Here is a 22,584-nt window from a genome sequence, read left to right as displayed (position 1 = left end):
GGAGCCCGGGCCGTGTACGCCGTCGGCCCGGCCCCGCGCGGATGGCGGGACCGGGCCGACGGTCGGGTGGGGCGGCGGGATCAGCTCTCGGCCGACTCCGCGGACTGCTTGGCGGCAGTCGCCGCCTTACGGGTACGGCGAACCTTCGGCTTCGCCTCGGCGGCCTCGGTGGGAGCCTCGGCGGACGCCGCGGCCTTGCGGGTCCGACGCCGCGGCGCGGTCTCCGGCTCCTGCGAGGCCTGGGCCGGGATCCCGGCGGTGGCCTCGGCCGGTTCGGCGGCCTTGCGGGTGCGGCGGCGCGGCTTGGTTTCCTCCGTGCCCTCGGCCGTGTCGGCGGTGGCTTCCGCCTTGGCGGCGGCCGTCTTGCGGGTGCGGCGGGGCTTGGCCTCGGCTTCCGGAGCCTCGGTGGTCTCGACGGCCTCCGGGGCGACGGCCGGTTCGGCGGCCTTGCGGGTGCGGCGGCGCGGCTTGGTTTCCTCCGTGCCCTCGGCCGTGTCGGCGGCGGTTTCCGCCTTGGCGGCGGCCGTCTTGCGGGTGCGGCGCGGCTTGACCTCGGCCGCCTCCGGCTCCTGCGAGGCCTGGGCCGGGATCCCGGCGGTGGCCTCGGCCGGTTCGGCGGCCTTGCGGGTGCGGCGGCGCGGCTTGGTTTCCTCCGTGCCCTCGGCCGTGTCGGCGGTGGCTTCCGCCTTGGCGGCCGCGGTCTTGCGGGTGCGGCGGGGCTTGGCCTCGGCTTCCGGAGCCTCGGTGGTCTCGACGGCCTCCGGGGCGACGGTCGCGGCCTTGCGGGTGCGGCGGGGCTTCGGCTCCGTCGTCTCCACCGGTGCCGTCGCCTTCTTGCGCGTACGGCGCGGCTTCGGCTCCTCCGCTTCGGCGACGGGCTCGGCCACTCCCTCGGTCGTGTCGACCGCCGTCTCGGCGGCGGCCGTGGCCTTGCGGGTGCGCCGGCGCGGCTTCTCGACGGGCGCCTCGGAAACCTCGGTCACCGGGGCTTCGACCACGGGGGCTTCGACCACGGGAGCCTCGGCCACCGCAGTCGCGGCAGCCGTCGGCTCGACCACCGCGGCGGTCTCCACCGCGGCCGGCGTCTCGGCCGACTTGCGGGTGCGCCGACGGCGCGGCTTCGCCGGGGCCTCGACGCCCTCGGAAGCCTCGGGAGCCGTGCCCTCCGCCGTTGCCACGGCGGCCTCGGGTGCCGTGGTCTCGGTCGCGGCCGCCACCGGCTGCTGGGCCGGCTCACCGCCACGCGTACGGCGACGACGGCGCAGGGTGCGCGGTCCCTGGGCGGCGGCATCCGTGTCCGTGGCGCCGTCCGTGCCGCGGGTCACGGCCTCGGGGGCGGCGGACCCGGCGGCCGGTGCGTCCACCTGCGCCCCGCCGCGCGTGCGGCGACGGCGACGCGGCGTCGTACCGGAGGAGCGCTCGCGGTCGGCGGGACGGGACTCGTCCCGGCCACCCCGGCCGCCGCGGGCGCGACCGCCCCGGCCGCCCGGCTCGCCCAGGTCCTCCAGCTCCTCCGCGTCCAGCCCGGCGCGCGTGCGCTCCGAGCGCGGCAGGACGCCCTTGGTGCCCTCGGGGATGCCGAGGTCGGTGTACAGGTGCGGGGAGGTGGAGTACGTCTCCGGCGGGTCGCTGAAGCCCAGGTCCAGCGCCTTGTTGATCAGCTGCCAGCGCGGGATGTCGTCCCAGTCGACCAGCGTGATCGCCGTGCCCTTGGCACCCGCGCGGCCGGTGCGGCCGATGCGGTGCAGGTACGTCTTCTCCTCTTCCGGCGACTGGTAGTTGATGACGTGCGTCACGCCTTCGACGTCGATGCCGCGGGCGGCGACGTCGGTGCAGACGAGCACGTCCACCTTGCCGTTGCGGAAGGCGCGCAGGGCCTGTTCGCGGGCGCCCTGGCCGAGGTCGCCGTGGACCGCGCCGGAGGCGAAACCGCGCTGCTTGAGCTGGTCGGCCAGGTCGGCCGCGGTGCGCTTGGTGCGGCAGAAGACCATGGCCAGTCCCCGGCCCTCGGCCTGCAGTATGCGCGCCACCATCTCGGGCTTGTCCATGTTGTGCGCGCGGTAGACGAACTGCTTCGTGTTCGCGACCGTCGCGCCCTCGTCGTCCGGCGAGGTCGCGCGGATGTGCGTGGGCTGCGACATGTAGCGGCGGGCCAGTCCGATGACCGCGCCCGGCATGGTCGCCGAGAAGAGCATGGTCTGGCGGCGGGCCGGCAGCATGTTGATGATCTTCTCGACGTCGGGCAGGAAGCCCAGGTCGAGCATCTCGTCGGCCTCGTCGAGGACCAGGCACTTGACGTGCTTGAGGCTGAGCTTCTTCTGGCCCGCGAGGTCCAGCAGACGGCCCGGGGTACCGACGATCACGTCGACGCCCTTCTTCAGGGCCTCCACCTGCGGCTCGTAGGCCCGGCCGCCGTAGATCGCCAGGACGCGCACGTTGCGGACCTTGCCGGCGGTCAGCAGGTCGTTGGTGACCTGCTGGCACAGCTCGCGCGTCGGGACGACGACGAGGGCCTGCGGGGCGTCGGTCAGGGACTCGGGCGCGGCGCGGCCCGCCTCGACGTCGGCGGGGACGGTGACGCGCTCGAGGAGCGGGAGGCCGAAGCCCAGCGTCTTGCCGGTGCCGGTCTTGGCCTGGCCGATGATGTCCGTGCCCGACAGGGCCACGGGGAGCGTCATCTCCTGGATGGGGAAGGGATTGACGATGCCGACGGCCTCGAGGGCTTCGGCGGTCTCGGGGAGGATCCCGAGGGATCGGAACGTCGTAGTCAGGGTGCTGCCTCTTCTGTGTGCGTGGTGCGAGGCGAGCGCGCGGGTCGTGCGGACCGTGTCGGGGACGTCGGCCGCCCTCGCGGGTGGGCCGTAGGACACGGGACCTCTGTCGACGCTCCAGCGCTCGTACCACTGAGGGTCCCCCTCCGGGATCCGTACGCAGCGTGGCGTACGGCAGGGAGGGCTGTCGGGTCGGAGCCGATCGGGCCACCGACCGGGCATCCTCATGCGTGCGGCCCGACGAAGACGTCACGTACCCGTACGTCACATACTCGGCAGGCGCATTACCACCATACCCCGGATTCGCGCACACGCGATGGCCGATTTGGTCACGTAGTCGTCGTCACAGTGACTGACCAGGCCCTTACGGTCCACGGCGAGCGGGCTATTGTGCGCTGCATGACGAGCTCTGACACGCCTGGCAACGCCGCAGACGCCCCCGCCGAAACCACCGGAGCCACCGAGACCACCGGAGCCACCGGAGTCGCCGCCCAGGACTGGGCGACGGCAGCCGCCGACCCGCAGTACCGTGCCGCGGTCGTGGATCTGCTCGGCGCACTCGCGTACGGCGAGCTGGCGGCGTTCGAGCGGCTCGCGGAGGACGCCAAGCTGGCGCCCACGCTGGCGGACAAGGCGGAGCTGGCGAAGATGGCGTCGGCGGAGTTCCACCACTTCGAGCGGTTGCGCGACCGGCTCGCCGAGATCGGTGAGGAGCCGACGGCGGCCATGGAGCCGTTCGTGGCCGCCTACGACGGTTTCCACAAGCAGACGGACCCCTCGGACTGGCTGGAGGGTCTCGTCAAGGCCTACGTCGGCGACTCCATCGCCAGCGACTTCTACCGGGAGGTCGCCGCCCGGCTCGACACCGACACCCGTGGGCTGGTGCTGGCGGTACTGGACGACACCGGGCACGCGAGTTTCGCCGTGGAGAAGGTGCGCGCGGCGATCGACGCGGACCCCCGGGTGGGCGGGCGGCTGGCGCTGTGGGCGCGGCGGCTGATGGGCGAGGCGCTGTCGCAGTCCCAGCGGGTGGTCGCCGACCGGGACGCGCTGTCGACGATGCTCGTGGGCGGTGTCGCGGACGGTTTCGACCTCGCCGAGGTGGGGCGCATGTTCTCCCGGATCACCGAGGCGCACACCAAGCGGATGGCGGCGCTGGGGCTGGCGGCCTAGCGCCGCGGCAGGCGACGTTCGCCCCGTCGCGGCGCCCGGCACGCTCCCCCGGAGGGGGTGCCCCCACTCGCCGCACCGGCCGAAAGCCCGAGTGCGTCCAGCCCGAGTACGTCCAGTACGAGGGCTTCCGGCCGGCACGCCTCCAGCCTCCGGCCGGGGCCCCAGAGCACGCACCGGACGCCGCTCCTCACCGGGCGAACGTCGCCTGCCGCGGCACCAGGCACCGCCGCCGACGGCCGGTCAGGCGGTCGCCGAACGGCGCCGCAGCCTTCCCGCCGGGCGCAGCAGCAGCGACAGTGAGGCCGCCGAGACGGCCGCCGCGCCCATGAGGACCAGCAGGAGGCCGCCGGCGCCCAGCGCGGTGTGCGTGACGAACGCCCCGACCAGAGCCCCGGCGGCACCCGTCGGCAGGACCAGGACGCGGTCGGGGAGACGGTGCGGCAGACGGTGGGCGGCGGCCCAGGCCAGAGCGAGGCCGAGAATCGAGGAGCTGAGCGCTTCCAGGAGCATGTCGGGGTCCCTCCCACGTGGTCGGCCTGCCCGAAACGGTCCTTGGTCGACATACCCCTGACCTGCGGAACGCAATCCCCCTCCGGTGGGTGAGCCGTGCTCCGGACGGGGAGACGCGAAGGGCCCGGCGGTCACGTACCGCCGGGCCCTTCGCGTGCTTCCTCCGTCGGCTACAGCGCGCCGAATCCCACCTTGCGAGGGCTCGGCTCGCCGATCTCGACGTACGCGAGGCGCTCGGCCGGGACCAGGACCTTGCGGCCGTGTTCGTCCACGAGGCTCAGCAGCTGCGACTTGCCGGCCAGTGCCTCGGCCACCACGCGCTCCACCTCCTCGGCACTCTGACCGCTCTCCAGAACGATCTCGCGGGGCGCGTGCTGCACGCCGATCTTGACCTCCACGGCTATGTCCCTCCGACGGTCAGTGAAGTGCGCGATCTTCCGCGCCGTACCCAGCACACATTAGCCCGGTGAGGGGACGTACACGCTCCGCCCGAGAACGCCAGGAGCGAACAGCCGGGGGGAACAAACGCCGCGGTACACCGAACGTGCGACGGTCAGTGCTGCTCGCTGCCGTGCAGCGGGAAACCCGCGATGCCCCGCCAGGCCAGCGACGTCAGCAGCTGGACCGCCTGGTCGCGCGGCACGCTGCGGTCGCTGTGCAGCCAGGCGCGGGCCACCACCTGGGCGAGGCCGCCCAGACCGGAGGCCAGCAGCATCGACTCGGCGCGGGAGAGGCCGGTGTCCTCGGCGATGACGTCGCAGATCGCCTCGGCGCACTCGTTCGTGACCTTGTCGACGCGCTCGCGCACGGCGGGCTCGTTGGTCAGGTCCGACTCGAAGACCAGGCGGAAGGCACCGCCGTCGTCCTCGACGTACGCGAAGTAGGCGTCCATCGTCGCCCGGACGCGCTGCTTGTTGTCGGTCGTCGACGCGAGCGCGTTCCGCACGGACTGGATCAGCGCCTCGCAGTGCTGGTCCAGCAGTGCGAGGTAGAGGTCGAGCTTGCCCGGGAAGTGCTGGTAGAGCACCGGCTTGCTGACACCGGCGCGCTCGGCGATGTCGTCCATCGCGGCGGCGTGGTAACCCTGGGCCACGAACACTTCCTGCGCGGCGCCCAGCAGCTGGTTGCGTCGGGCACGGCGGGGAAGGCGTGTGCCCCGCGGGCGTACCGCCTCTGTCTGCTCGATGGCTGTCACGCCGCCTCCCAAAGTCGTCCACGTGCGGTGTGCGCCGCGTCGCCATCGTACTTTTCGGTAACCGTGGTGTGCGCGGTGCGAGCGCAGAATTTCACGGACCGGACGGTGGCGAAAGCCGCACAACAGGTTTCAAAAGGTCCCAGGACGGGCAAAAATCGGCCTCCCTCCGGCTCGGCGACCCTCGCGTCAGCGGTAGTCGTCCTCGTCGTGCGAGACCACCCGGGCCTGTTCGGCCAGGTCGGCCTCGTTGGCGCGGTCCGGTTCCACGTCGGTGAGCGGGTCGTCGCGGTCGGGCGTGATGTCCGCCTGCTGCTCGACCGCGTCGGCGTCGGGTGCCTCGACACCGAGTTCCTGGAGCTCCCGGTCCTCGTCGGCGAAGGTCTCCGGGTCGGTGGGGTCGACGGTCATGCTGGGCTCCCTTCCTACGGACGTCCCTGAGAGATGCAGGGGCCACATGCGGGTGCCCTCTGCATGAGCCTAGGAGACACCCGATTCGGCCGCCAGGCGTCACCGTTCACCGGCCACGGGTACCCGGCCCGCCCGGCGCCGCACCCGCGCTTGTGACGGCGAACACATGAGCCATTGCGTGATCGTCTCGTAACATTGCCGCATGTCTTCGACCGACCTGCCGTCCGCGCCCCCCGCCAACGTGCTGCCGAAGGTGGCGGCCGTCAAGGTCGTGGAGGGCGAGCGGCTCAGCTCGGTCCACCTGCCCGGAATCACCCTGACGGTGCGTTCCAGGAAGCCCGCGCGCGAGGGACTCCCTCCCGCGCTGTACGTCCACGGCCTCGGCGGTTCCTCGCAGAACTGGTCGGCGCTGATGCCGCTGCTGGACGACGTCGTCGACAGCGAGGCCGTCGACCTGCCCGGCTTCGGCGACTCGCCTCCGCCGGACGACGGCGACTACACCGTCACGGGCCACGCGCGCGCGGTCATCCGCCACCTCGACGCGGCCGGGCGGGGTCCCGTGCACCTCTTCGGCAACTCGCTGGGCGGCGCGATCGCCACGCGCGTCGCGGCGGTGCGGCCCGACCTGGTGCGCACGCTGACCCTTGTGTCGCCCGCGCTGCCCGAGATCCGCGTCCAGCGCAGCGCGGTGCCGACGGGGATGCTGGCGCTGCCGGGAGTGGTGTCGCTGTTCACCCGGCTCACCCGGGAGTGGACCGCCGAGCAGCGGGTCCGCGGGGTCACGGCGCTCTGCTACGGCGACCCCTCGAGGGTGTCGCCCGAGGCCTTTCGCAACGCCGTGGAGGAGATGGAGCGGCGGCTGCGACTGCCGTACTTCTGGGACGCGATGGCGCGTTCGGCGCGCGGGATCGTCAGCGCGTACACCGTGGGCGGCCGGCACGGACTGTGGCGGCAGGCCGAGCGGGTTCTCGCGCCGACGCTGCTGGTCTACGGTGGACGGGACCAACTCGTCGGCTACCGCATGGCTCAGCGGGCGGCCCGCGCCTTCCGCGACTCCCGGCTGCTGACCCTGCCGGACGCGGGACACGTGGCGATGATGGAATATCCCGAGACCGTGGCCACGGCGTTCCGCGAACTCCTCGCGGACACCGGGGAGTCGACGGTCGACGAGAACACCGCCGGGGCCGTCGACGACGAGCCCGCCAACCAGACCACAGGAGGCTGAGGCGCGAGTGGGACGCCACAGCCGCCGCGGACCCGCCCCCGAGGGCGACACCGCGGACACCCCCGCGGCAGCGCGGGAGGACAGGGCCGGGCGCCCGGGGCGGCGACGCATGCCCGGGCCGCCGACGGGGGAGTGGATGCCGCCGGTGAACGGGACGCCGGGCCCGGCACCACAGAACACGGCACCGGGCGGCACCCGGGACCACGCGGTCCCGCGGCCGCCGGACGGCACACCCGCGCAGGGCGTCCCCCGGTTCCCCGACGGCACGCCCACGCACGGTTCGCCGCGGGTTCAGGGCGGCACGCAGGCGCAGGGCTTCCCGGGGCCCCCGGACGGTACTCCCGCGCAGGGCGTCCCCCGGTTCCCCGACGGCGCGCCCGCGTACGGTTCGCCGCGGGTCGGCGGTGGTGCGCCTGCGCAGGGCACCCCTGGGGGGCCTGGAGACGCGCCGGCGCGGGGTGTCCCGAGATCTTCCGACGGCACGCCCGCACGCGGTTCGCGGCATGTGGAGGGTGGCGCGTCCGCGCGGGACTTCTCCGGGGGCCCTGGAGGCACGCCGGCACAGGACTTCCCGAGGCTCCCGGACGGCACGCCCGCGCAGGGCACGTCGCAGGTCCGTGGCGGGCACCCCGAGCAGCGTGAACCGGGCGGCGGCTGGGGCGAACTGGGCGGACGGGCCGGTGCCGGGCACGGCATGCCGGCCGGACCCCGGCCCGGCGCGTCCGCACCCCCCGGCCGGCCCGCGGGACCCGGCGTGCCCTTCCCGCGACAGCGGCGGGCGCCCGCCGAAGGGCCGCGACGGGACTACCTGGAGGCGTTCGGCGAGGAGAACGGCGACGCCTTCCCGCCCCGCACCCGGCGCCGTACCCCCGCCCCCGCCCCCGCCCAGGCGCCCGACCCGTACGCCTCCGTCACCGACCGGACGTCCGGCGACGGCCCCGGCGCTCCCGGCGACCGCGACGCGGTGCCCACCGGCGAACCCGCACCGGCCAGGGGCGGCAAGGGGCGGACCTTCACCGGCATCGCCGCCGCCGCCGTCACCACCGTGCTGGCGGTCGTCGTGGCCGGCCAGGTCGCCGACGGGCAGGACGGCGCGAGTGCGCACTCCCGGTCCGCGGCCGGCCAGGCCCGCGACGACCGCGACCCCGCGTCCCGCGACGACGAGCGGCCGACGCCGTCCGTGTCCGGTGCCGCGGCGCTGACGTACGAGCAGAAGATGGCCAAGACCTATCCGCTCGGCGCCGACTACAAGGGGCCGGGGAAGTTCGTGGCGGTCCCCGGCTTCGACAAGGCGCCGGGGACGGGGAAGAAGTACACCTATCGCGTGGACGTGGAGCAGGGGCTCGGCCTCGACGGCGAACTCTTCGCGCAGGCCGTGCAGAAGACGCTCAACGACAACCGCAGCTGGGCGCACAACGGTGCGCGTACCTTCGAACGCGTCTACTCCGGGGAGCCGGACTTCGTCATCACGCTCGCCAGCCCCGGCACCACCGCCGAGTGGTGCGCCAAGTCCGGCCTGGACACCACCCAGGACAACGTCTCCTGCGACTCGGCCGCCACCGAACGCGTGATGATCAACGCCTACCGGTGGGCGCAGGGCGCCGAGCCCTACGGCAACCAGATCCACGCCTACCGGCAGATGCTGATCAACCACGAGGTCGGCCATCGCATCGGCTACAACCACGTCACGTGCGACAAGGACGGCGAACTCGCCCCGGTCATGCAGCAGCAGACCAAGTTCGTGGACCACGACGGGATCGACTGCCGCCCCAACCAGTGGGCCTACCCCAACGGCTGACCCGCCGGGCACGGCCGAGGCGTCGCACACGGTGACCGCATGATCCCTTAGCGCGACCGAACGCGTTCCGCACGGGAAAGTTACGGCCGTTCACCCCTTCCGGTGGCGCGATGGACAACCGTCCATCGCGCCACCGCCTTGTCCGCATACGTTCGTCCCGCTGCGAGCCGCCGGGTCAACGGCGGCTCCCCAAACGGGAGATCGGGGGTGCGCGCGTGCGCATCGGACTGCTTACGGAGGGTGGCTATCCGTATGCGAGCGGTGAGGCCGGACTCTGGTGCGACCGGCTCGTGCGCGGGCTCGGGCAGCACGAGTTCGACGTCTACGCGCTCAGCCGCAGCGAGCGTCAGGAGGACGAAGGGTGGGTTCCGCTGCCGCCGCAGGTCGGCCGGGTGCGCACCGCGCCGCTGTGGGACGCCGGCGACGACAGCCGATGGGGCGCCTCGAAAGGCCTCGTCGGAAGGGTGACGCGGAGCGACCGCCGGGCGTACGGACGGCGCGCGCGCCGGCGCTTCGCCGAGTACTACGGCGAGCTGGCCGCCGCCCTGTGCACGGCTGCTCCGCAGGAGCCGTCCGGTGCGTCGGCGGAGGCGTCGGCCGTTGAGGCGGACCGTTTCGCCAGTGCGCTGTACGGCCTCGCCGAACTCGCCCGCGACGAGGACGGTCTGACGGGTGCCCTCCGCTCGGAGACCGCCGTACGCGCCCTGGAACGCGCCTGTCGCGCGCCCGGCGCCCCGCGCCCCGCCCGCGAGGCGCGCGTCCCGGAGCTGCTGGCCGTCGCCGCACGCCTCGAACGCGCCCTGCGCCCCCTGTCGCTCGACTGGTACGACGCCGACGGGCTCGGCGCGGTCGACCTGTGCCACGCGGCCTCCGGCGGTACGGCGGCCCTGCCCGGTCTCCTCGCCCGGCACTTCCACGGTGTGCCCCTGCTGGTGACGGAGTACGGCGTGCGGCTGCGGACGCACTACCTCACCGACCCCGGTGCACCACCCGCGATACGGTCCCTGCTGGCCGCCTTCCACGGCCGGCTGGCCGCCGAGACCTACCGGCGCGCGGCCCTGATCACGCCCGGCAACGCGCACGCCCGCCGCTGGCAGGAACGCTGCGGAGCCGACCGCGCCAAGCTCCGCACCGTTCCCCCGGGCATGGACGCGACGCCCTTCGCGGAGGCGGGGGAGTCGCCGGAGTGCGCCGACCCGCACACCCTCGTCTGGGTCGGCCGCGTCGAGCCCGCCAAGGACCTGGTCTCGCTGCTGCACGCCTTCGCGGAGATCCGCAAGGAGGAGCCCGCGGCGCGGCTCAGGATCGTCGGCGCCCCCGTGGACCCCGAGGGCGCGGCCTACCTCGCCCACTGCAAGGCCCTGGCCGCACACCTCTTCCCCGACGAGGCCACCGGCCCGCACGCCGTCGGCGACAACCCGGTGTCCTTCGAGGAGACCGGCGGACCGGAACTGCCCTCCCGAGCCGACGCGTACGCCTCGGGCGCCGTCGTCGTCCTCTCCAGCGTCGTCGAGGGATTCCCGGCCGGCCTGGTCGAGGCCATGTTCTGCGGCCGGGCGACGGTGTCCACGGACGTCGGCGCCGTGGTGGAGGCCGTCGGCGGCACCGGACTCGTCGTGCCCCCGCGCAATCCGCGAGCGCTCGCCGAGGCGTGCGTCGCCCTGCTGCGCGACCCCGAGCGCCGTGAGCGCCTGGGCGCCGCCGCACGCGCCCGCGCGCTGGAACTGTTCACCGTCGAGCAGAACATCGCGGCATTTCACGGCATTTACCTGGAGATCCTCTCGCGCACGCCGGTCCACCGCGTCGTCCTCGACGAGGCCGGGGAGCCCCTGCCCTTCGCCGTTCCCGCCGAGGCGCGGGTCACCGGCGGCTGGACCGGCCCCGCCGGCCGGGCCGTGGCCCGGGGCGGCCCCGGCTGGGCGACGGACACCCCTGTCCGCGCCACGACCGCGGCCGCCACCACCGAGGGGGCCCGATGAGCGGCCTGAACGGACTGGACCGCCCCGATACCCCGAGCGGCCCGGGGGCCCGGGACGAGCGCTCGCGGCAGTGCCCGCACGAGCAGAGACCCGGTACGGCGACGCCCGTCGGCACACGGCCGGGCGCGGGGCGCGCGAACCCGGCGGGCAAGCGGCCGGCCTCCGCCGCCCGCCGTGCCGCCGACCCCGTCAAGGCCCTGATGCACCGCCACCGCGGCCTGTGCGAACGGGCCGTGGACCCCCTGGAGATCGCGGCCGGGCTGGAGGCGCACGGCGTCACCGACCGGACCGCGGCCCGCTTCCGCCACCGGGACGTCTTCTCCCTCGCCGAGGAGATGTACGCCCGCGTCCCGCGCGACGGTGACTCCCCCGCGCCCCCCGCCGCACCGCCGGCGCCCCGGGTGCGCGGCGCGTGGATCGTCCTCGCCCTGCTGCCCGGTGCGCTGTGCGCCGCCGCCGTGATCGGCCTGCGCCTCACCGACGGACGGTCGCGCCCGACCGTGGCCGCCGTCGCCGTCCTCGCGGTGGTCCTGGCACTGCGCGCCGCCCTGCGCCGGGGCCCGCTGAGCGCCGGCACCGACACCGGCGGGGCCTCGGTCTGCTGGCTCGTCGGCTACGCCCTCCTCGGCGACGGCCTGCTCGGCGCCGCCCTCACCGGAGGCCCCGACGGTCTGCCCGACGGCACCGCGGACGGGCCCTGGCCCGTCACCGTCGCTCCCGTCGTGGCCCTCGCCCTGGCCTGCGCACCCGCCGCCGTGAGCGCCCGCCTGTTCGCCCTGGGAGCCCGCCGCAGACTCACCACCAGCCGCGGACTGACGGACTTCTCCGCCTCCGTACGGCCCCTGCTGCTCGGCACCTTCGCCCTGTTCCTGGCCGCCCTGACGGCCCTGCTCGCGCTGACCGGCGCCGCCCTCGGCGAACCGGCCGCCTACCCCCAGGCGCTCACCCTCGGCGCGCTCCTGCTGCCGGCCCGCCTCCTCGCCGTCCACGGGTTCACCCACGCCTCCAGGCTCGTCCTCACCGCCACCGCGGCCACCGAGGCGACCGCCGTGGCCACGATCTTCTCCGGACGCCTCCCCGGCTGCGGCCTCCTGGCCGCTCCCGTGGAGACCCTCGTCGCCGCCTGGGGCCCGGGCGGTGTCCCGGCGACGGCCTGCGGCATCGGCGCCCTGGTCCTCCTGGCCCATGCGACCCGCCGCCTCACCAGGGCATCCGCCCACGCACCCGCGGAGCGGCCGCGATGACGCGCGCTCCGGGCAGACCCGCACACCCACATCCCGCCCCACCCCCTGAAGGAGACCCCCAGATGACCACCTCCCGACCGGACGCATCGGCCCCGGGAGCCGCGCGATGAGAGTCCTGCTGATCGGAGCCAACGGCTACATCGGCCGGTTCGTCGCCGACCGTCTGCTCGCCGACCCGGCCGTCCAGCTCACCGCTCTCGGCCGCGGCGACGACGCCGACGTCCGCTTCGACCTCTCGACCGGCAGCCCCGGCGCCCTCACCCGCTTCCTCGACGCCGTCCACCCGGGTGTCGTCGTCAACTGCGCGGGCGCCACCCGGGGCGGCGCCCGCGAACTCGCCCGCCACAACACCGTCGCCGTCGCCACCGTCTGCGAGGCCCTGCGCCGCAGCGGCTGCGGCGCCCGCCTGGTGCAGATCGGCTGCAGCTCCGAGTACGGGCCCAGCCAGCCGGGCTCGTCCACCGCGGAGGACGCCGTGCCCCGCCCCGGCGGCCCCTACGGCGTCAGCAAACTCGCCGCCACGGAACTGGTCCTCGGTTCCGGTCTGGACGCCGTCGTCCTCCGGGTCTTCTCGCCGGCCGGCCCCGGCACCCCCGCCGGTTCCCCGCTGGGGCGCCTCGCCGAGGCCATGCGCCGCGCCATGCAGTCCGGCGACGGCGAGCTCAGGCTCGGCGGCCTCGGCGTCCAGCGCGACTTCGTCGACGTCCGCGACGTGGCCCGCGCCGTCCACGCCGCCTCGCTCTCCGCCGCGCAGGGCGTCATCAACATCGGCTCCGGCCGCGCCGTCCGCCTGCGCGACGCCGCCGCCACCCTCGCCCGCGTGGCCGGCTACGGCGGCGCCCTGCACGAACTCGACGCGCCGCCCGGCGCGCTGCGGCCGGCCATCGGGCACCCCCGCGCCGAATCCGTCGGCCACCGCGTCGAGTCCCTGCTGCACCAGCGCACCGAGTCCCTCGGCCTCCACCGCCCGGATTCCCCGGGGCACCGCGGTGACCACCGCGCCGACGCCGAACACGCGGCCCCGGTCGCCCACCCCTACCCCGACGGCTGCGGCGGCTGGCAGCAGGCCGATGTGCGCACCGCGCGCGACAGGCTCGGCTGGCGGCCCCGGATCAACCTGGAAGAGTCCCTCGCCGACATCTGGATGGAGGCGGCATGCCGTATCTGACCAGTACGCAGGCGGGCACCGCGATCACCGGTGTCCGCACCGGTCTCGGTGTCCCCGGCCTGGCCCACCCCCTCCTCGCGCCCGACGAGTGGGCCGGCCTCACCCGCCCCGGCACCCCCCTGCACTGGGTCGTCCTCGACGTCGCCGCCGGCCCCGGTGCCCAGCCCGACCCGCACTGCCTGGAGGCGACCGGCCGGCTGAGCAACGCGGGCGTCCGCGTCCTGGGCCGCCTCGACGCCGCGTACGGAGCCCGCGACTTCGGGGAACTGATCTCCGACGCCCACCGGTACCTCGACTGGTACCGGGTCGACGGCTTCCTCCTCGGCCGCTGCCCGTCCGAACGGGCCGCGCTCCCCGGGGTCCGCCGCGCGGTCGGCACGCTCCGCGTCGTCAGGGACGACCTCCACATCGTCCTCGGCCACGGCACCCACCCGTATCCCGGCTACGCCGAGAACGCCGACCAGCTCGTCACGTTCTCGGGCGCCTGGAGCGACTACCGCTGGTCCCAGGCGGCCGAGTGGAGCGCCGACTACCCGCCCGAGCGCTTCTGCCACTTCGTCCACGGCGTTCCCCGCGGCCATCTGGAGGAGGCGCTGCGCATCGCCCGCTGGCAGGGCGCCGCGACCATCTACTTCACCGACCGCACGGACCGGTCCGGCCGAGTGGACCCCTGGGAGACGATGCCCGGCTACTGGGACGACATCGTCTCGCACCTCGGGACGGGTGTCTCGGAATGAAAAAGGCCGTGGCAGTGTTACGGAGAGAACAACCGTAATGACTGACCGACCAACGGAGTCCCCGTGTCGCTGCCACCCCTGGTCGAGCCGGCCCCCGAGCTCACCGTAGACGAGGTCCGCAGGTACTCCCGCCACCTGATCATCCCCGACGTGGGGATGGACGGGCAGAAGCGGCTGAAGAACGCCAAGGTGCTCGCCGTGGGCGCGGGCGGTCTCGGCTCGCCGACCCTGATGTACCTGGCGGCAGCCGGTGTCGGCACGCTCGGCATCGTGGAGTTCGACGAGGTCGACGAGTCGAACCTGCAGCGCCAGGTCATCCACAGCCAGGCCGACATCGGCCGTTCCAAGGCCGAGTCCGCCCGCGACACCATCAAGGGCATCAACCCGTACGTGAACGTGGTCCTTCACCAGGAGCGGCTCGAGGCCGACAACGTGATGGACATCTTCAGCCAGTACGACCTGATCGTCGACGGCACGGACAACTTCGCGACCCGCTACCTGGTCAACGACGCCTGCGTGCTGCTGAACAAGCCCTACGTCTGGGGCTCGATCTACCGCTTCGACGGCCAGGCGTCGGTCTTCTGGTCCGAGCACGGTCCCTGCTACCGCTGCCTCTACCCGGAGCCCCCGCCCCCCGGCATGGTCCCTTCCTGCGCCGAGGGCGGCGTCCTGGGCGTGCTGTGCGCGTCCATCGGCTCCATCCAGACCAACGAGGCCATCAAGCTCCTCGCGGGCATCGGCGAGCCGCTGGTCGGCCGCCTGATGATCTACGACGCCCTGGAGATGCAGTACCGCCAGGTCAAGGTCCGCAAGGACCCGAACTGCGCGGTCTGCGGCGAGAACCCGACCGTCACCGAGCTCATCGACTACGAGGCCTTCTGCGGCGTCGTGTCCGAGGAGGCCCAGGCGGCGGCCGCCGACTCCACGATCACCCCCAAGCAGCTCAAGGAGTGGATCGACGACGGCGAGAACATCGAGCTCATCGACGTCCGCGAGCCGAACGAGTTCGAGATCGTGTCGATCCCGGGCGCCCGGCTGATCCCCAAGAACGAGTTCCTCATGGGCTCCGCCCTGGAGAGCCTCCCGCAGGACAAGAAGATCGTCTTGAACTGCAAGACGGGTGTCCGCAGTGCGGAAGTCCTGGCGGTCCTGAAGTCCGCCGGCTTCTCGGACGCCGTCCACGTCGGCGGCGGCGTGATCGGCTGGGTCAACCAGATCGAGCCGGAGAAGCCGGTGTACTGAGCCGCCACCGGCTCGGTGGGACCGGACCGCGCTCGGACCGGTCTGTGGACGGCGGGGGCTTCGCGCACCGAGGGTGCCCGGAGCCCCCGCCGTCGTCATGAGCAGACCGCGCCGTCCTTCGGCACCGTTCCCTTCAGCAGGTAGGCGTCGACCGCGGAGTCGACGCAGTCGCTCCCGCTCCCGTACGCCCCGTGGCCCTCGCCCTTCCAGGTGAGCATCACCCCGACGCCCTTGCCCAGCTCGTCCGCCATCCTGCGGGCGCCCTCGTAGGGCGTGGCCGGGTCGCCGGTGTTGCCGACCACGAGGATCGGCGCCGCGCCGGGCGCGCTCACCTCCGGTGTCTCGTACTGCCCGGGCACCGGCCAGTCGTGGCACCACCCGGCCGTGTCCCAGCCGAGGAACGGGCCGAACACGGGAGAGATCCTCTCGAACTCGGGCAGCCGCCTCTTCGTCTCCTGCGCGGTCGGCCGCTGCTTGTCGTCCAGGCACGATATGACCCGCTGCGAGTGGGTCGTCGTGCCGTAGTGCCCCGAGTCGTCGCGCTCGTTGTAGCCGTCGGCGAGGGCCAGCAGCTCCGAGCCGTCACCGTCCTGGGCCGCCGCGAGCGCACTCGTCAGGGCCGGCCAGCCGTCCTTGCTGTACAGCGGCAGCACGATGCCGGTGATCGCGAGCGTCTGCGTCAGCTTCCGTCCCGGGGACGACGTCGGCAGCGGCTCGGCGTCGATCCGCTTCAGCAGGTCGGCGATCTTCCGCGTGCCCTGCTCGGGATCCTGCCCCGTGGACTTCAGGTAGTCGTCCAGCGCGCGCTGGAAGCCGCGGGTCTGGTTCTCCGCGTGGCCCACGGTGTCGGCGCTCGGGTCCACGACCGCGTCGAGGATCATCCGCCCCACGCGCTTCGGGAACAGGTGGGCGTAGACGCCGCCGAGTTCGGTGCCGTAGGAGATGCCGAAGTAGTGCATCCTGTCGTCACCCAGCACGTGCCGCATCAGGTCCATGTCGCGGGCGGTGTCCGCGGTGGAGACGTGTGCCATCAGCTTGCCGGCGGCCTTCTCGCAGCCCTTGCCGAAGTCGGTGGCGTCCTTGAAGAACGCCTGCTCCTCGGCCGGGGTGTCCGGCGTCGCGTCCACCGACTCGGCGTCCTCGATCGCCTCGTCGCCGCGGCAGCGGACGCCCTCGCTGGCGGCCACCCCGCGCGGGTCCCAGCTGACCAGGTCGTAGCGCTTGTGCAGGTCGGATACGGTGTCGGCGTAGGACGGCATCGTGGACACGCCCGAGCCGCCGGGGCCGCCGAAGTTGAACAGCAGGGAGCCGGCGCGCCGGTCGCCGCTCGCCTTGGACCTGATCAGCGCGAGGCCGATCGTCTCGCCGTCCGGCTCGGCCCAGTCGAGCGGCGCCTTGAGCGTGGCGCACTGCCAGTCGTCGCCCGGCGCGGGAGCGTCCGCGGTGCCCTTGCAGCGGCCCCAGTCGAGCGTCTGGGAGGCCAGCGACGCGGGCACCCCGGAGGGCGCCGCGGCGGAGGGCCGCGTACTGCCCGTGTCCCCGCCGTCCTTGTCGTCGCCGGACGAGCCGCCGCCGCAGCCCGCCGTCAGCAGTGCGGCGGCGGCGGTCAGAGCCGTCCACCGTACGAGACGTGCCATGCGCAATCCCCCCTCGGTTGCCGTCCGCGCCGTGCGGCGGATGGCGGTCATGCCATGGTAGGTGGCGGGTGCGACACCCGCCGAGCCCTGTGGATAACGCTGTGACCTGCGGGTTCGGTCGAAAAGGTGACGCGGATCGGAGATCAGGAACAGACGGTTCCGGCCGTCGGCGTCTTCCCGTCCAGCAGATAGCCGTGCACCGCGTCCTGCACGCACTTGTTCTTGCTGTCGTAGGCCCCGTGCCCCTGTCCCTTGTACGTGAGCTCCACCCCGACGCCCTTGCCCAGCGCGTCCACCATCCTCCCCGCGCCCTCGTAGGGCGTCGCAGGGTCGCCGGTGTTGCCGATCACCAGGATCGGCGGCGCACCGGGCGCGCTGACGTCGGGGTGGTCGGCCGCGCCGGCCACCGGCCAGCGGGTGCAGCTGACCATCCCCCAGGCGAGGTAGTCGCCGAACAGCGGGGAGGCCTTCCGGAACGCGGGCAGCTTCTTCTCCACGTACGCGGGGTCGTACCGGGGTTTGTCGTCGGCGCAGTTGATGGAGACGTTCGCCGCGGTGATGTTGCTGTACTCGCCGTTCTCGTCGCGCCCGTTCATCGAGTCCGACAGCGCCATGAGGATCCTGCCGTCGCCGTCGTAGGCCTGCTCCAGGCCCTCGGTGAGGTACTCCCAGAAGTCCTTCGAGTACAGCGACTGGGCGATGCCGCCGGTCGCGGCGGTCTGGGTGAGGTCGCGGGGGAAGATGCCGGGGATCGGTTTGTGGTCGAGGTCCTTCAGCAGCCGCGCGATGCGGTTCTCGACGTCCTGGACGCTGTCGCCGACGGGACAGTCCTCGACCTTGGACACGCAGTCCTCGGCGTAGTTGTCGAGGGCGCGCTGGAAGCCCTCGGCCTGCCCGAGCGAGCTCTGCTCGGCGTTCTGCGTCGGGTCGACGACCGCGTCGAAGACGGCCCGGCCCAGCTTCTTCGGGAACAGGTGGGCGTAGACGCCGCCGAGTTCGGTGCCGTAGGAGATGCCGAAGTAGTACAGCTTGTCGTCGCCGAGGACCTGGCGCATCAGGTCCATGTCGCGGGCCGCGTCGGTGGTGGCCACGTGCGGCAGCATCCGCTTCGAGTGCTTCTCGCAGGCCGTGTTGAACTTCTTCGTGTTGTCCAGCAGCTCGGTGCGCTCGGCCGCGTCGTCGGGGGTGGCGTCCTGCTGGAAGTACGCATCGAGCTGCTCGTCGTCCAGGCACTCGACAGGGGCGCTGCGGCCGACGCCGCGCGGGTCGAAGCTGACCAGGTCGTAGCGGGTGCGCAGTGTCGCGTAGTCCTGGCCGAATGCGGGCAGGGTGGTGACGCCCGAGCCGCCGGGGCCGCCGAAGTTGAAGACCAGCGAGCCGATCCGCCGGTCCGCCGGGCCGCTGGCCTTCGCGCGGATCAGCGCGAGGCCGATCGTGTCGCCCTCGGGGTCGTCCCAGTCGAGCGGGGCCTTCATGGTCGCGCACTGCCATTCGCCGCCGCCCGGCAGCGGGGAGGGCGCGGAGCCGCCGCCCTCGGCCTGGGACGGTGCCGGGCAGTCCTTCCAGGCGAGCTTCTGGTCCGGCAGGGCCTCGTCGTCCCGCGGACCGTCGCCGCAGCCCGCCAGGAGCGCGGGCAGCAGGACGGCGGTGGCGGCGAGGGCGGCGGCGCGCAGCCGGGCGGGATTCGGCATGTCCCCATCGTGCGGCCGGGCGGGTCCGCGCGCCCGGGGCACGGGCCGTACGAGGTATGAGGCGGCGCAGGGACCTCGCAGGGCCCTACAGCGCTTCCTTCTTGGAGCAGGGGGCCCGGCCTCGCAGGGCCCCCTACAGCGCTTCCTTCCGGGACAGGTGGGTGAAGGCCAGCCAGCCAGGCAGCACCGGCAGCCACAGGGTGAGCAGCCGGAACAGCAGCACCGCCGGTGCGGCGACCTCCTTGGGCAGGCCGACGGCGATCAGACCGACCGTCAGGGTGGCCTCGACCGCGCCGACACCGCCCGGCGTCGGCGCCGCGGATCCCAGGGCGTTGCCGGCGAGGAAGACGACGGCGACGCTGGCGATGCTGATCGACGTCGACTCGTCGCCGAAGGCCCGGATCGAGGCGTCCAGGCACATCACGAAGCAGGCGGTGAGCAGCAGCATGCCGCCGATGCCGGTGACCAGCTTCTGCGGCCGCTGGAGCACGTCCAGCATGCGCGGCACGACGCCGGCGAAGAGCGACCGCACGCGCGTGACGACGAATTTCCGCAGGAACGGCACCGACGTCACCACGAGCACGAGCACCGCCACCGTCAGCAGACCCGCGATGACCGTCCGGGACGGCGACAGCGAGGGCGTCTTCTCGGTGCCGGTCAGATAGCCGAAGGACAGCAGCATCAGGATGTGACAGCCGAGCCCGAACAGCTGCGAGGCGCCGACACTCGCCACCGCGAGCCCCGGCCGCACCCCCGCCCGCTGCAGGAACCGGGTGTTCAGCGCGACGCCGCCGACCGCCGCCGGAGCGACGATCTTGACGAACGACCCGGCCACCTGTGCGGCCACGGTCCGCAGGAAGGGCACCCGCTCGGGCACGAAGCCGAGCAGGGCCATCGCCGCGGCGACGTAGCTCGCCGCCGAGAACAGCACGGCCGCGGCGACCCAGCCCCACTGGGCGTTCGAGATCAGCGGCCCGAACTCGATGTGCGTGAGCTGGGTCAGGAGGAAGTACGCGCCGATCGCACCGGCGATGAAACTGATCAGCGTGCGGGGACGCACCCGCTCGAGCCGGGCCGGCTCGACCGGGGCCTGCGGCCTGATCCGCAGCACCGCGTGCCGGATCTGCGTGAGCAGGTCCTCCTCGCGGGCCTCCTCCAGCGCGTCGTCCAGAGCCCGTTTCTCGGCCCGCTGCTCCGCGCGCACGGCCTTCTTGTCGGGCTTCCCGGACACGGGTGCCCCGTCGGCACCGGCCGCCTCGGAACGGGCCAGCTTGGCCTGGCGGGACGCCTCGAGAACCGCCTCCCGTTCACGCTCGGCCCGTTCCCGGGCCAGCTTGCGCAGGGTCGCGCGGGTGGAGCGGCTGAGCGCGATGGGCTGGAGCATCGGCAGACAGTCCGCCACGGTGTCGGGGCCGAGCACGTCCACGGCCGAGGCGACCGCGCGCTCGGCGCCCACCCGCAGGCCGAGCGTCACCAGGAGCTGGGAGATGTCCATGCGCAGCAGCAGGTCGCCGGCGGCGATCTCGCCGATGCGCAGCTCGGTGAGGACCACGGTGCCGGAACGATCCACCAGGATCGCGTCGCCCACCAGCCGGCGATGCGCGATGCGCCGGGACTGCAGGGCGCGCACCTGTTCCCAGGTCTGGCGCAGCAGGCCGTCGGTGATCTCCTCGTCCGGCAACGAGTCGAGGGTGCGGCCGCCGATGTGCTCGTAGACGAGCATCACGGCGTCGGGGCCGAGCTCGGACGTCGCGATCAGCTTCGGCGCGTTGGCTCCGGCGGCGATCGCCGCGTAGGCGAGCAGGGCTTCCTGTTCCAGTGCCTGCCGCAGCGAGGGGAGGCTGCTGCGGGTGGCGAAGCCGCGCAGCGTCAGATTGCGCCACGCCCGGTAGAAGAAGCCCTGCGCCTGTTGCTCGCGGTCCACCACCGTCACGTCCAGCGGCCGGCCGTCCTCCAGCGTGACGAAGTAGCGACGGCCCCGGTCGCCGGTCTCCGCGTTCTCCGGCGGCCCCTCCTCGCGGGCAGCGGTCACCGGGCGGAAGCCGACGGTCCGCAGGCCCGCCATCAGCGTCCGGCCGGTGGGGCGGGCGTTGGGGGAACCGACCGCGTACAGCGTCCCGTAGGCCACGGTCCAGCCGATGAGGACGGTCAGGATGATCGAGAACGGTGTCGTGTAACCGGTCACGAGCATGGAGAAGGCGTCCAGGAGCAGCACGATCCACAGCACCGCGCGCCAGCGGGGTCTGCGGGACATCCCGACGGCCGTCATGTAGGCGATGACCGGTGCGAGGTAGCCGTGCACGGGATCGGTGAGCGCGTGGATGTCGCCCGGTGAGGGCTGGGTGAGCGCTTCCTGGATGGAACCGGGGGCCGCCTTCGCCACCCACAGGTCCGTGGCGAGCGTCACCCCGTGCGCGAGGACGGCCGCGAGCACGCCGTCGGCGATCCGCAGCCCGTCCCGTTTGATCAGCCGCTCGACGGCGAACGCGACCGGCACCAGGAGGATCGCGATGCTGGAGGCCAGACCCGCGACCTTGATCAGCAGGTCGGGGGCCTGACCGGTGCCCTTGTTGATGTCCTGTTCGAGACCCGAGGTGGTGCCGTGCGCGAAGGCGGCGACGGCGAGCAGCACGACGATCGCGAGCACGCCCACCAGCAACCGCATCAGGTCGGACGGACGGTGCACGCGCGCGGGGAGCAGCGGTTCGTCGCCCTCCACCTCGTCGATGTGTGCCACGTCACCGGGGTCGGCGGCGGTCGCCGCCGGGCCGTCGGCCGCGGTCCCGGTGGACTTGTCGCCGCCACCATCGGTGGACTTCTCACCGCTGTCGACGGGCTTCTCGTCACTGTCGACGGGCTTCGCGTCGTCGTCGGCGGCGGGCTTCTCACCGTCGGCGGCCGTGTCCGGGCGCGAGGAAGAGTCAGAGGTGCCCTCGGCGTCCTCGGGGTGCACTCCCTGCTGCTTCATCGTCTCTTCTTGCTCTCGTATCACTGGTCACCGACCGCACGATGGTGGCATGCCGGACCGACAGCCGGAGGCATCAGGGTGCCCGTGCGAGCGGCACAGTCTGCCCGAAGCGCCGCCCGCGGGCGAGGGACGCGCATCGCCGCGTGCCCGTCGCGTTGTCGGTGGGGTGGGGCAGGATGGGGCGGATGAGTGAGCAGAGCCTTCCGGACGACGTTCCTCCGGAGTACGCGGACGCGCTGCCCGAGTACGCCGAGCGCGTCCTCGACGTGGCCGAGCTGATTCCGCCGGGCCGCGTCATGACGTACGGGGACGTCGCGGAGTACCTGGAGGAGGGCGGACCCCGGCAGGTCGGCCGCGTGATGTCCCTCTACGGCGGAGGCGTCTGCTGGTGGCGGGTCGTCCGCGCCGACGGGGTCCTGCTCGCGGGGCACGAACTGGAGGCGCTCGGCCACTACCGGTCGGAGGGCACGCCCCTGAAGGAAGCGGGCAGAGCCGCCGAAGACCATCTGCCGCGCATCGATCTGAAACGAGCACGGTGGGACGGCGGCGAACGCGCGCAGGGTCACACCTGACAGCTTCCGCCATCGGACGGGCCGGTGTGTGACCAGTGATCCGTATGAGGTAAACAGGACACACCGGACACCTCTGTGGCATGACGTACGTTCGAGGGGCGGGGGACACACGCGTCGCGAGTGACCCGAGGGAAGAACGGGAAGCCCTGCTTCCGCCTCATTCGTCGGCGTAGCGTCGTCCGCGCGCGTCCCCCTCACGCGGCGGCCCTCGCAGCCCCCGCAGGACGGACCGCCCACCAGCACACCCACCAGGACCGGCGAACCAC

At 73.3% G+C, this 22,584-nt stretch carries 17 protein-coding genes; 9 read left to right on the top strand and 8 right to left on the bottom strand.

The window, feature by feature from the left end; all coding sequences use genetic code 11:
* Positions 1-80: 80 nt before the first annotated feature.
* A complete protein-coding gene (locus ACIRFH_RS05055; protein WP_403517292.1) occupies positions 81-2,678 on the bottom strand; it encodes a DEAD/DEAH box helicase in 2,598 nt (865 codons plus the stop codon).
* Between the two features lie 492 nt (positions 2,679-3,170).
* Between ACIRFH_RS05055 and ACIRFH_RS05050 the strand changes: the two genes are divergently transcribed.
* A complete protein-coding gene (locus ACIRFH_RS05050) occupies positions 3,171-3,944 on the top strand; it encodes a ferritin-like domain-containing protein (protein ID WP_403517156.1) in 774 nt (257 codons plus the stop codon).
* A gap of 240 nt (positions 3,945-4,184) precedes the next feature.
* Here ACIRFH_RS05050 and ACIRFH_RS05045 read toward each other — a convergent pair whose 3' ends face one another.
* The 4 genes from ACIRFH_RS05045 to ACIRFH_RS05030 form a co-directional block, all read right to left on the bottom strand.
* A complete protein-coding gene (locus ACIRFH_RS05045) occupies positions 4,185-4,454 on the bottom strand; it encodes a hypothetical protein (RefSeq protein ID WP_403517155.1) in 270 nt (89 codons plus the stop codon).
* Between the two features lie 170 nt (positions 4,455-4,624).
* Entirely contained in the window at positions 4,625-4,852 is a 228-nt protein-coding gene (locus ACIRFH_RS05040) for a DUF3107 domain-containing protein (RefSeq protein ID WP_403517154.1), read from the bottom strand.
* 155 nt (positions 4,853-5,007) lie between these two features.
* Positions 5,008-5,649: a TetR/AcrR family transcriptional regulator gene (locus tag ACIRFH_RS05035; protein ID WP_077801099.1), complete on the bottom strand. Its 642-nt coding sequence runs from the start codon at positions 5,647-5,649 to the stop codon at positions 5,008-5,010.
* Between the two features lie 186 nt (positions 5,650-5,835).
* Positions 5,836-6,057, bottom strand: a complete 222-nt coding sequence (locus tag ACIRFH_RS05030) for a hypothetical protein (RefSeq protein ID WP_403517153.1) — start codon at positions 6,055-6,057, stop codon at positions 5,836-5,838.
* A 202-nt stretch (positions 6,058-6,259) separates the two neighbouring features.
* On the opposite strand from ACIRFH_RS05030, the gene ACIRFH_RS05025 reads away from it, so the two are divergent.
* From ACIRFH_RS05025 to moeZ, 7 genes are all read left to right on the top strand, one after another.
* Positions 6,260-7,282 (top strand): alpha/beta fold hydrolase, encoded by a 1,023-nt coding sequence (locus ACIRFH_RS05025; RefSeq protein ID WP_403517152.1) that lies wholly within the window; start codon positions 6,260-6,262, stop codon positions 7,280-7,282.
* Between the two features lie 7 nt (positions 7,283-7,289).
* Positions 7,290-9,080, top strand: a complete 1,791-nt coding sequence (locus ACIRFH_RS05020; protein WP_403517151.1) for a DUF3152 domain-containing protein — start codon at positions 7,290-7,292, stop codon at positions 9,078-9,080.
* 215 nt (positions 9,081-9,295) lie between these two features.
* The gene (locus ACIRFH_RS05015; protein WP_403517150.1) at positions 9,296-11,059 is read left to right on the top strand and encodes a DUF3492 domain-containing protein; all 1,764 of its coding nucleotides are present in this window, start codon (positions 9,296-9,298) and stop codon (positions 11,057-11,059) included.
* Positions 11,056-12,303, top strand: a complete 1,248-nt coding sequence (locus ACIRFH_RS05010; protein ID WP_403517149.1) for a hypothetical protein — start codon at positions 11,056-11,058, stop codon at positions 12,301-12,303. Before ACIRFH_RS05015 ends, ACIRFH_RS05010 begins: the two co-directional genes overlap by 4 nt.
* A gap of 106 nt (positions 12,304-12,409) precedes the next feature.
* Positions 12,410-13,471 carry an NAD-dependent epimerase/dehydratase family protein gene (locus tag ACIRFH_RS05005; protein ID WP_403517148.1) on the top strand — a complete coding sequence of 354 codons (1,062 nt, stop codon included), beginning with the start codon at positions 12,410-12,412 and terminating at the stop codon, positions 13,469-13,471.
* The gene (locus ACIRFH_RS05000; RefSeq protein WP_403517147.1) at positions 13,459-14,208 is read left to right on the top strand and encodes a spherulation-specific family 4 protein; all 750 of its coding nucleotides are present in this window, start codon (positions 13,459-13,461) and stop codon (positions 14,206-14,208) included. Before ACIRFH_RS05005 ends, ACIRFH_RS05000 begins: the two co-directional genes overlap by 13 nt.
* A gap of 63 nt (positions 14,209-14,271) precedes the next feature.
* Positions 14,272-15,450 carry an adenylyltransferase/sulfurtransferase MoeZ gene (gene moeZ / locus ACIRFH_RS04995; protein ID WP_403517146.1) on the top strand — a complete coding sequence of 393 codons (1,179 nt, stop codon included), beginning with the start codon at positions 14,272-14,274 and terminating at the stop codon, positions 15,448-15,450.
* A 95-nt stretch (positions 15,451-15,545) separates the two neighbouring features.
* On the opposite strand, the gene ACIRFH_RS04990 is transcribed toward moeZ, so the two are convergent.
* From ACIRFH_RS04990 to ACIRFH_RS04980, 3 genes are all read right to left on the bottom strand, one after another.
* Positions 15,546-17,087: an alpha/beta fold hydrolase gene (locus ACIRFH_RS04990; protein WP_403517145.1), complete on the bottom strand. Its 1,542-nt coding sequence runs from the start codon at positions 17,085-17,087 to the stop codon at positions 15,546-15,548.
* A gap of 143 nt (positions 17,088-17,230) precedes the next feature.
* A complete protein-coding gene (locus ACIRFH_RS04985; protein WP_403517144.1) occupies positions 17,231-18,778 on the bottom strand; it encodes an alpha/beta hydrolase in 1,548 nt (515 codons plus the stop codon).
* A gap of 133 nt (positions 18,779-18,911) precedes the next feature.
* Complete coding sequence (locus ACIRFH_RS04980) at positions 18,912-21,746, bottom strand: lysylphosphatidylglycerol synthase domain-containing protein (protein ID WP_403517143.1); 2,835 nt, start codon at positions 21,744-21,746, stop codon at positions 18,912-18,914.
* 185 nt (positions 21,747-21,931) lie between these two features.
* On the opposite strand from ACIRFH_RS04980, the gene ACIRFH_RS04975 reads away from it, so the two are divergent.
* A complete protein-coding gene (locus ACIRFH_RS04975; protein WP_403517142.1) occupies positions 21,932-22,318 on the top strand; it encodes an MGMT family protein in 387 nt (128 codons plus the stop codon).
* Positions 22,319-22,584: the final 266 nt, after the last annotated feature.

It is taken from the genome of Streptomyces sp. NPDC093586 (assembly GCF_044764905.1).
GTDB lineage: Bacteria > Actinomycetota > Actinomycetes > Streptomycetales > Streptomycetaceae > Streptomyces.
The sequence above is the reverse complement of the archived record's forward strand: the minus strand, read 5'-3'. Positions and strand labels throughout refer to the sequence as shown.